This is a genomic window from uncultured Campylobacter sp., from assembly GCF_938017615.1.
In the GTDB taxonomy this organism is placed as follows: domain Bacteria; phylum Campylobacterota; class Campylobacteria; order Campylobacterales; family Campylobacteraceae; genus Campylobacter_B.
This window is the reverse complement of the sequence record NZ_CALIJA010000129.1, coordinates 20,693-30,863: the sequence shown is the minus strand read 5'-3', so window position 1 is coordinate 30,863 and position 10,171 is coordinate 20,693. Positions and strand designations below refer to the sequence as shown.

Below are 10,171 nucleotides of genomic sequence, written 5' to 3'. Positions count from 1 at the left end.
ATTAGATAGTAATCAATAAATTTGAAGGAGTAAAACTATATAGCTTCAGAAATTAAGTGATATAGTGGGCAAAGCTTTTCTAAATTTTTATTAAAATTTTCCCGCTAAGCCGCAAAGCCTTAAATTAATCCAAATTTTACTATAATTAATCACTTCAATTTTAAAGGCCGTAAATGCTAAGCTTAGAGGAAATTCGAAAAAATATCATCTTAAAACAAGGCGTGCATTATTTTGATTTCGCGGCTTCGGGACTTGCTTACGAGCCCGTAGAGCGCGAGATAGCGGACGTTTTAAAAACCTACGCCAACACCCACTCCGACAGTAGCTCCAGCGCTATCATCACGCAGCGGCGCTATGAGGGCGCGCGCGAGAGCCTAAAAAAGTTACTTGGACTTGACGAGCGGTTTTGTCTCATTGCTTGCGGACAGGGCGCGACGGCCGCGATCAAGAAATTTCAGGAGTTGCTAGGCATCTACCTGCCGCCTGCAACCAGAAGCGCGATCGGCGAGGCAAATTTACGCGCCGCGCAGCTTCCGCTCGTGCTCGTTTCGCCATACGAGCACCATTCAAACGAGCTTAGCTTTCGCGAGGGGCTTTGCGACTACTTGCGCGTGCCGCTTAGCGAGACGGGCGAGATCGATCTGATTGCGCTTGAGCGCATCCTAAAGCTAAACGCTGGGCGCCGCATCATCGGCTCGTTTAGCGCCGCCTCAAACGTCACGGGCGTCATTAGCGATTATAAAAAGATTAGCGAACTAATCAGAGCCGCAGGCGGCATCGTGGCCTTTGACTGCGCGGCGCTGAGCTCGCACGCAAATTTAGACTGCGATTACTTTGACGCGATTTTCCTCTCGCCGCATAAGTTGCTTGGCGGACCTGCTAGCTGCGGGCTTTTGGCGATCAAAAAAGAGCTGTTCAGTAGCGACGTGCCGACATTTGCTGCGGGCGGGACGGTCGCCTACGCCAGCCGCGAAGGACACGTATTTTTGAAAAACCCCGAGCAGCTAGAGGAGGGCGGCACGCCTCCTATCATCGGGCTTATGCGGGCAAATTTAGCCTACGCGCTGCGAAACGAAGTCGGCTTCGAGCAAATAAAAAGCGCCGAGGACGAGCTTGCGCGGCTTTTTGAGAGCGAGCTAGCAGGCATAGACGAGGTCATAAACTACGCTCCAAAGGGCGCGCCGCGGCTGCCGATAATTTCCTTTAACGTGCGCGGCGTCTCGGCATATGATTTCGCCGCAAGCCTTAGCAACGACTTCGGTATCCAGACGCGCGCGGGCGTGATGTGCGCGGGGCCGTACGCTCACGATCTGCTGGGTATCAAGGAGGGGCGCATGCCAGAAGCCAAGCCCGGCTTCGTGCGCGCGAGCCTGCACTACACGCACACCGAGCAAGACGTGCTCTATTTAGTTAGTGCGATAAAATCCTGCATCAAAAAGCACCGCGAGCTTTGGGGCGAGGAAAAGGCGATGTATGAGATGTTTGACGGGAAGATTTAAGCGGCGTGGGTTGGGCTTTGCCGCTTTTTTGAGCTCGTGAAATTTTATAAAATCCCGCGCCGTTTTTAAAATTTATCGGAATTCCGCACTTTTGCTTGGAATTTTACGCGGGTTTTGTGCCGCGGAATTCTTGCTATCGTTCCGCCTTTGCACTGTAGGCAAACGGCATGCTCTGCGGAGAATTCCGCTTATAAATTTGCAGGCAAATCCCGCAGAGTTAAAATTTAGAATTTTAAATTACGCACTTATAAATTGTGGAATTTCAAAATCCCGCTAGCCGTATTTGCGGCTAAATTTTAAAATTTCTTAGCAATGGAATTTCAAAATTTCACGCTGCGCCGCCAGGTAAAGCCCTGCCTGTAAATTTCAAAATTTCAAGATGCAAATTTTTGCGCTCTGTTTCGCCGGGTACGCCGTGCTAGATGGTTCGCAGTAAAAATTTGAAAATAATATTGGTGCCGCGCAAATAAAAATTCTAAAGCGAAATAAAGATTATCCGCACTTCGCGCAGAATTACTCCAGCCCTAAAAACGCGCCGTTTTCAAATCCGAAATAGATCCTCTCGCCCGCGCTCCAGCGCCGCTCATCCTGCGCCGTGACGCATTTTAGCAACACGTCGCCCACCTTGATCTTGATGAGTAGCGAGGAGCCGTACTGAAGCGAAACCGAATGTAAAATCCCCGCAAAGCAGCGCTCAAACGGGCTTTGAGATAATAAAATTTTACTCGGATTTATCGCGATTTTGCGAGCGCATGCGAGTCCCTCTTCAAGGCGCAGCGAAATTTCATCTGAAAATTTTAAAATTCCGTTTTGCACGTCAAAGATGTTTTTGTATTCAAACTCGCATATCTTGCCGCGATGCAGAAATACGCTTCTTTGCGCGATCGCGCTGAGCCATTTCTCATCGTGGCTGGCGATGATAAAGCCGCAGCCGTAGCGACTTCGCATAAATAAAATCGCGCGCGCAAAGAGCTTGGAGGCGGCAAGATCGAGGCTGTTGGTCGGCTCGTCGAGCAGATAGAGCTTCGCGCGCTGCGCCAGAGCGAGCGCAAACGCGATGCGCTGCGTCTGCCCCGAGCTAAGCTCGAAATGCTTCTTTGATAAAAAACTTCTATCAAGCCCCGTTAGGCTGAGCGCTTCATCAACCCGCTCGTCAAATTCCGCAAGCGCGCCGCGGCTTTTGAGCGCAAATTTAAAATTTTGCTCCACGCTGCGTTTTAAAAGCACGGGCTCGGGCAGCAGCAGGCAGATCTGCCGCAACGTCTGCAAAGAGGGCGCCCGCTGCCCCCAAAGCTCCACACTGCCGCTGCTTGGACGCTGCAAAAAGGATAAAATCCGCAGTAGCGTGGATTTGCCGCTGCCGTTAGAGCCCAAAAGCGCCGTGATGCCGCTCGTATTTAGATCGAGGCTAGCTATATTTAGAATTTCGCTCCGTCCATAGCGCAGCACTAGATCTCGCACCGAGATCAGCTCGCTATTGGGTACAGATCGCGCGGCGGCGGAATTCTCATTTGCAAAATTCTTTCTCGCAGAATTCTCACTCGCGAAATTCTCGCTCTTGGAATTTTTATCTGCGGAATTTGCGCTAATGGAATTCTCGGTTGCAGAATTTTTACTCGTAGAATTCTCGGCGGCGAAATTTTTACTCGTAGAATTCTCGCCTATAGAATTTGTGCTCTTGAAATTTTCGCTTATAAAATTTTCGCGCTCCTGCTCCGCCCGATTTTTGTCCGTGAAATTTTTGCTCGGATGCGTTAGCTTATCTACACTCATCGATCTAGCCTTTTTAGCGCGTGGATGGCTAAATTTACCGCAAACGCTATTAAAATCAGCACCAGCGCGAGCGCTATACCCATCGCAAACTCGCCCTTGTTGGTCTCAAGCGAGATCGCCGTGGTGATCGTGCGGGTGAAATATTTGATATTGCCGCCGATCATCATCGCTACGCCCACCTCGGCGACGATCCGCCCGTAAGCGGTGGCGATGACGACCAGTAGGGCGTAGCGTAGCTCATAAAGCACGCAAAGGATTAAATTTAGCGGGCTTAGGCGGTAGTTCATAATGTTTAGATAGTGCTTTTTGTCCATATTTTCGATGACGCTGGCGCTTAGTGAGATGATGATAGGGAGCGCCAGCACAAACTGTCCGAGCATCACGGCTTTGAGCGTAAAAAGCAGCCCCAGCTCGCCTAAAGGGCCGTTTCTGGAGATGAAAGCGTAAAGGATCAGTCCTATCGCCACCGTGGGCATCGCAAGCGCTACGTCGCTTAAAAGCCTAAGCGTTCTGCGAGCGCGAAATTCGTAAAATCCGAGGATAAATCCTATCGGAAAGCCGATTAAAATCGCAAAAAGTATCGAGATGCTCGAAGTGTAAAGCGTCGCTTTAATCGCCGAAAATGTCTCTGCGTCGCCGCTAAGAAGCAGCCCGAATGCGCTTAAAATTCCTTCTAAAATAAAGTCCAAGATCGCGTCCTAAATGTTCTATTCTGGCAAATTTATATGCTATAATAGCATATTTTTTAAAGGAGATAACATGAAAAAAATATTTTTTGTTTCGCTCGCTCTTAGTGCGAGCCTTTTTGCCGCCGATAACGATTTGGTAATGGCAACCACAACGAGCACCGATAATACGGGCTTGCTAGACGCGATCTATCCTGCGTATAAGGCGGAAACCGGCGTAGATGTCAAATGGACGGCGGTAGGTACGGGTGCTGCTCTAAAGCTTGGCGAGAACTGCGATGCGGACATACTTTTCGTGCATTCGCCGAAGGTCGAGAAAGAATTCGTAGAAAAAGGCTTCGGCGTTGATCGCACGCCCGTGATGTATAATGATTTTATCCTCATCGCCGATAAATCCATCGCGCCTAAATTTAAAGGCAAGGACCTTAAAGGCTCGTTTGAGCTAATCAAGGCGGAAAAGATTAAATTTTTCTCTCGCGGCGATAAATCGGGCACCGACAACAAAGAGAAAGGTATTTGGAAAAAAGTTGAGGGCGCCGTGCCTGAAAACGAGGCGTGGTATAACCAAACCGGTCAAGGCATGATCGCTACGATCAACGCAGCCGCCGAGCAAAAGGGCGTGACCTTCACCGATCGCGGCACCTACATCAAATACGAGGACAATAAAAAGGGTAATCCAGATATGGTTATCATCAACGAAGGCGATAACGATCTGAAGAATTTTTACTCCGTAATCGCGGTCAATCCGAAGCATTGCCCAAAAGCCGACTACGAAAATGCGCAGCGCTTCATCAAATGGATCACTAGCGAGAAGGGGCAGAAGTTCGTAGGCGATTTCAAGCTGCTAGGTAAGCCGCTTTTTACCCCTGATGCGAATACTCGCAAGAATTAGCTCTAGCTGAATAAAGCTAAATTTAAAGCCCAAAGGCGAATCGCCGCCTTTGGGCTTTTGCTTTTTCATAAATCAATCCGCGCGCCTTTAAATTTAGCTCTTTTGCTTCTAAATTTAACTGGCGCTTTTTACGATACATTTTTTACTTTCTCGCCATACGTTTAAATTTATCGCAGCTTCGTTTGTCTGTAATAGGCTTAAAATTTCAGCTATATTTGGGATCAGTGGGGATAAATTTCAGTCGCGTTCGGATATGTTTTAATGTCTAGCGATATTTATACAGCGCAAAATTTAGTAGTATTTATGTGTGACTCAAAATTTTAGTTTGTTGGGAATTTAATTTGAAGTTGCGGTTAAGCTCGGGCGTATGAAAAACGCCCAAGCTTGTGAAGCTGTGAAATTTTATGTGCGGTTTATGGGGTCGCTTCTGCCGCGCGCCGGTAAAATTACTTTTCAAGCGCAGGCAAAACTACCGAGCGCGCGGCTATAAATTTCACTTTGCGTGTGAGCGAACTATTCGACTTCGGCGTCGATGACATCGTCGTCTTTTTTACCGCCGTTTGCACCGCTGCTTTGCGATCCGCCTTGCGCACCTTGATTTGCGCTGGCAGCCTTGTATAGATCCTCGGCGACCTTGCTTAGGGCTTCTACTTTAGAGTTTATCGCTTCCTTGCTCGCGTTTTCATCCTTTAGCACGGCTTTTAGATCATTTAGCGCGCCCTCGATCTTAGCGCGTAGATCGCCCGGCACCTTCTCGCCCATCTCGCTTAGGCTCTTTTCGGTTTGATGTGCAATGCCATCGGCTTGGTTGCGCGCTTCGACGGTTTCTTTGCGCTTGTTGTCTTCCTCTTTGTGAAGCTCGGCGTCCTTTACCATCTTATCGATCTCGGCGTCACTTAAGCCGCTTGAGCCGGTGATGCGGATGTCGGTTGCCTTGCCGGTGGCTTTGTCTTTTGCCGAAACGGTTAAAATTCCGTTCGCGTCGATATTAAATTCCACCTCGATCTGCGGCACGCCGCGAGGAGCTGGCATGATACCTTCAAGATTGAAATTTCCTAGCGATTTGTTATCTTTCGCAAACTCGCGCTCGCCCTGCAAAACGTTGATCGTAACGGCGCTTTGATTATCCTCTGCTGTCGAGAAGGTTTGAGACTTTTTCGTAGGTATTGTAGTTCCCTTCTCGATGATCTTAGTCATTACGCCGCCTAGGGTTTCGATGCCGAGGCTTAGCGGAGTAACGTCGAGTAGTAGCACGTCTTTTACGTCGCCTTTGATGACCGCGCCTTGGATCGCCGCGCCGATTGCTACGACTTCGTCAGGGTTTACGCTCTTATTTAGCTCCTTGCCGAAAGCCTTTTTGACCTCCTCTTGCACTAAAGGCACGCGCGTCGAGCCGCCAACCATGACGACCTCTTTTATGTCGTTCATGCTAAGACCTGCATCGCTTACGACCTTTTTGAGAGTGCTTATGGTCTCATCTACCAAAGAATCGATCATGCTTTCAAATTTAGCTCTAGTGATAGTTTTCATCAGGTGCTTTGGACCTGTAGCATCAGCGGTAATGAAAGGTAAATTTACCGTCGTTTCCATCGCACTGCTTAGCTCTTTTTTGGCGTTTTCCGCAGCCTCTTTTAGGCGTTGCATAGCCATGACATCGCCGCGCAAGTCAATACCTGTTTCAGATTGAAATTCCGAGGTTAAAAAGTCGATCAGTTTGTTATCGAAATCATCGCCGCCCAAAAATGCATTACCGCCGGTAGCTAAAACTTCTACAACGCTATCGCCGGTTTCTAGCACGGTTACGTCGAATGTACCGCCGCCCAGATCGTAAACTACGATCTTTTCGGATTCTTTTTTATCCAGTCCATACGCAAGCGCCGCTGCGGTCGGCTCGTTGATGATACGAAGCACGTTAAGACCTGCGATTGTTCCTGCTTCTTTTGTTGCCTTTCTTTGGCTATCGTTGAAATACGCAGGCACGGTTATGACCGCATCTACGACGGGCTCACCCAAAAACGCCTCGGCGTCCTCTTTTAGCTTGATTAGCACCTTGGCTGAAATTTCTTGCGGCGTATAAACCTTGCCCGCGATCTCTACCGCGCACGCGCCATTTCGGTCGATGATTTTATACGGTAGGCGCTTTTTAGCCTCCTGCGCGTTTTTCTCATTCATCATAAGACCCATGATGCGTTTGATCGAGTAGATCGTCTTTTCGGGGTTAGTGACTGCTTGGCGCTTGGCGCTGTCGCCTACTAAAACCTCGCCTTTGTCGGTGAAAGCGACTACCGACGGAGTGGTGTTTTTACCCTCTTTGTTCGGTATGATCTTGCTCTCGCCGCGCTCGAATATGCTTACGCACGAGTTTGTTGTTCCTAGGTCAATGCCTATGACTTTTGCCATTTGTTATCCTTTGTGTTGAATTTAAAATTTTAAAATTTGAGCGATTATTTCGCCACTACTACCATAGCGGCGCGCAAAACGCGCTGCTTATACATATAGCCTTTTTGATAGACCTGAACTATATCGCCCGAGTTTGCACCCTCTGCCTCGATCATCGAGATCGCGTTATGCACGCTAGGATCGAATCCTGCATCCGTCGCTATCGGCACGATACCGTATTTTTCAAAAGTCTTTGTAAAAAGGCTTAGACATTGTTTTACGCCGACTTCAATTTTATCTGCAAGCTCATTACCTTCCACATCAATTTTGGCGGCTTCCTCAAGTGCGTCGATAATAGGCAGCAGATCTTTTGCAAAGCTCTCGCTAGCGTAAGCAACAGCGCTATCTTTTTCTTTTTCCAAACGTTTTTTGAGATTTTCAAAATCCGCATTGGCGCGGTAAAATTTATCGGTAATCTCACTTAGCTCGTTTTGAAGCTTTTGTATCTGCGCATCGGTATCGTCGCATGTCTGCGCCTCTTGTGGCTCGCTCGCCTCTGACGCGCACTGCTCGCAAACCTCTTTTTCTTCACTATCGCACGCTGCGTTTTTATCGCCGTGCTCTTTAAATTTATGGCTCATGCTACTCCTTTAGCGTAGTTAAAAAATTTCTCGTAATTCTCGTAAACGCTGCCTGCGCAGATCATCGTAGCGTCCTCGCCTTCGAATTTTACGGGGCGTTTGATCCCCATAAATCCGTGCTCGAAATAGGGCGCGAAGATCAAATTTTTAGTAAAATTTACGGCGATCGAGGGGTTGAGTAAAATTTTAAACCGCTCGTCTTTTTTGAAAATTTTATACGCTACGACCTCGTTACAAAGAAATTCGATTTTAGAATTTTTTAGCTCTTTAATTTTGGTGCTAAGCTCGCGTAGACCGATCTGCATCGAAGCTAGCTCCAAATCTCCGAGTGAAATTCCTATTAGATTTGATAGGAATTTAAAAACTCTAAAATCGTATTTTAAGATAATCTCATCCGTTCTAAATGTAAGGATTATGAAGCGATTATCGTGATTGATAACTTCGCTTAAGGCTTCATTTTCGGCGTTGAAAATCATACAGTAAATTTCAAAATCCTCAAGCACCGCTTCTAGCTCGCGAGCATCGTCTATTTTTAACTCATCGTCGAAGCTAAGCCTAGCGCGCCAGTAATCCTGCATCGTCGCAACCGTCGGAATTCTACCACCGCTTACATGAAGCTGCGTCAAAGCCCCCTCGTCGCTTAAACGCTTAAAATAAATTCGAATGCTAGACGCTGACATCGCTACGCCCATACGCTCACCCAGCTCGGAAGATCCGATCGGGGTGTTGCTATCGAGATAGGCGGAAATGATGGATTCCAGGATCATATCGCGTTTATTCGTTTTCACTTTTAGCACTCTTTCGGTAAGATTGCCAGTATTATACAACATTGAGTGGTAGGATGTCAAGGTTTTTATATAAATTTTATAAAATTTTAGCAATCGGGTCCTGAGTTTGCTAAATTTTAACTATGATTTTTTGAGCTGAGCGTAATTCTTGGAATTCTTGGAATTCTTGGAATTCTTGGAATTTATCGCGCTGCCATCGCGGTAAATTTTATCGTGCTTTTCGTATCTTTAAACATAAATTTTACTACACAGCCGGCTTAGGGCTTCTCTGTATACGCTAGATTAAATTCTATTTTGCAAGAATAGCGAATTGGCAGTGTAGCCGTAAATTTCATGCTTACTAGCAAAAATTTTGTCATTTGCTGTAAATATGGAACTAAATGCCAAAAAAACGCAAAATCCCCGCATAAATGGCGCGCAAGCTAGACGAAAGTGCTAGGCAAGCAAAGCGGTGTGAGAACTCGCAAAGCTCAAAATTTTATTCGCTGACGCAAATTTAAATATACTTTAACGAATAGAAGTGTAAAATACGCCTCAAATTTTAACGATCAAGGGTTTTTATGCTAAAAGACATCTTCCTTTTTGGCGGTTTAATTTCTTACGACCACACTTTTATCTACCTTTTTTACTTCTTTTTGGTTGTCGCTATCATCGTAGCCGTCGCGCTTTGCTCCACTCGCTCGCTTCAGCTTGTGCCTCACGGCATGCAAAACATCGCCGAAGCCTACCTAAACGGCGTGCTAACGATCGGCAAGGACACTATGGGTAGCGAGGAGCGCGCTAAAAAATACCTGCCGCTAGTCGCGACGCTTGGTTTCGTGGTGTTTTTTAGTAACGTTATCGGCTTGGTGCCGGGCTTTGAGTCGCCGAGCGCGAGTCTAAATTTAACCCTTTCACTTACCCTTTGCGTTTGGTTGTACTACCATTTTGAGGGCGTCCGCGAGCATGGCGTAATCAACTACCTAAAGCACTTTATGGGGCCGGTAGCACTTCTAGCTCCGTTTATGTTCATCATAGAGATCGTCTCGCATTTTTCGCGCGTCGTATCGCTTTCTTTCCGACTTTTCGGAAATATCAAAGGCGACGATACCTTCCTGCTCGTTATGCTTACTCTCGCTCCTGCGCTAGTGCCGATGGTACCGTTTGCGCTGCTTACTTTTATGGCGATTTTGCAGACTTTCATTTTCATGGTTTTAAGCTACGTTTATCTAGCGGGCGCCGTGATCGTCGATGAGCATTAATTTTAAGCGAAATTTCTTATACTTCCTCGTGGGTGCGTCGTTCGGATTGATCTTCGTCGGCGCATTCGTCTTTTTTACCTATCCCTCATTTTATTTTTTGGGGTTAAAATTCCTCTTCATCTGCACCGCTCCCGGCGTGATATGCGTCATCATCACCTGCTTGATGGTCGATGTTTTCGATCTGAAAGAAAAGCTCCTTAGCGGCGGCGAGTAAAAATCTATCCGATTAAATTAAAATTTAGCCTCTGCCGCGCGCCGCTACAAGCGAGTAT

General features: G+C 47.2%; 9 protein-coding genes. 4 read left to right on the top strand and 5 right to left on the bottom strand.

Features of this window, described 5'->3' with window-relative positions:
* The first annotated feature begins 173 nt into the window (after positions 1-173).
* Positions 174-1,499 carry an aminotransferase class V-fold PLP-dependent enzyme gene (locus tag Q0620_RS06730; RefSeq protein ID WP_298783951.1) on the top strand — a complete coding sequence of 442 codons (1,326 nt, stop codon included), beginning with the start codon at positions 174-176 and terminating at the stop codon, positions 1,497-1,499.
* Between the two features lie 513 nt (positions 1,500-2,012).
* Here the strand turns inward: Q0620_RS06730 and tupC are convergent.
* Together tupC and tupB are read right to left on the bottom strand one after the other, a co-directional pair.
* Positions 2,013-3,272, bottom strand: coding sequence for a tungstate ABC transporter ATP-binding protein TupC (gene tupC / locus Q0620_RS06725; RefSeq protein WP_298783949.1), 1,260 nt, complete (start codon positions 3,270-3,272; stop codon positions 2,013-2,015).
* Positions 3,269-3,961, bottom strand: coding sequence for a tungstate ABC transporter permease TupB (gene tupB, locus Q0620_RS06720; RefSeq protein WP_298783947.1), 693 nt, complete (start codon positions 3,959-3,961; stop codon positions 3,269-3,271). Before tupB ends, tupC begins: the two co-directional genes overlap by 4 nt.
* A 70-nt stretch (positions 3,962-4,031) precedes the next feature.
* On the opposite strand from tupB, the gene tupA reads away from it, so the two are divergent.
* A complete protein-coding gene (tupA, locus tag Q0620_RS06715) occupies positions 4,032-4,850 on the top strand; it encodes a tungstate ABC transporter substrate-binding protein TupA (protein WP_298783945.1) in 819 nt (272 codons plus the stop codon).
* Between the two features lie 513 nt (positions 4,851-5,363).
* Here the strand turns inward: tupA and dnaK are convergent.
* From dnaK to Q0620_RS06700, 3 genes are read right to left on the bottom strand one after another with little or no spacing between them, the layout of a single operon-like run.
* Complete coding sequence (dnaK, locus tag Q0620_RS06710) at positions 5,364-7,250, bottom strand: molecular chaperone DnaK (RefSeq protein WP_297896056.1); 1,887 nt, start codon at positions 7,248-7,250, stop codon at positions 5,364-5,366.
* Between the two features lie 44 nt (positions 7,251-7,294).
* Positions 7,295-7,870, bottom strand: a complete 576-nt coding sequence (gene grpE, locus Q0620_RS06705) for a nucleotide exchange factor GrpE (RefSeq protein ID WP_298783943.1) — start codon at positions 7,868-7,870, stop codon at positions 7,295-7,297.
* Positions 7,867-8,658, bottom strand: a complete 792-nt coding sequence (locus Q0620_RS06700) for an HrcA family transcriptional regulator (protein ID WP_298783941.1) — start codon at positions 8,656-8,658, stop codon at positions 7,867-7,869. Before Q0620_RS06700 ends, grpE begins: the two co-directional genes overlap by 4 nt.
* Positions 8,659-9,218: 560 nt before the next feature.
* Between Q0620_RS06700 and Q0620_RS06695 the strand changes: the two genes are divergently transcribed.
* A complete protein-coding gene (locus Q0620_RS06695; RefSeq protein ID WP_298783939.1) occupies positions 9,219-9,899 on the top strand; it encodes a F0F1 ATP synthase subunit A in 681 nt (226 codons plus the stop codon).
* Positions 9,889-10,113 (top strand): hypothetical protein, encoded by a 225-nt coding sequence (locus Q0620_RS06690; RefSeq protein WP_298783937.1) that lies wholly within the window; start codon positions 9,889-9,891, stop codon positions 10,111-10,113. The genes Q0620_RS06695 and Q0620_RS06690 overlap by 11 nt, the downstream gene beginning before the upstream one ends.
* Positions 10,114-10,171: the final 58 nt, after the last annotated feature.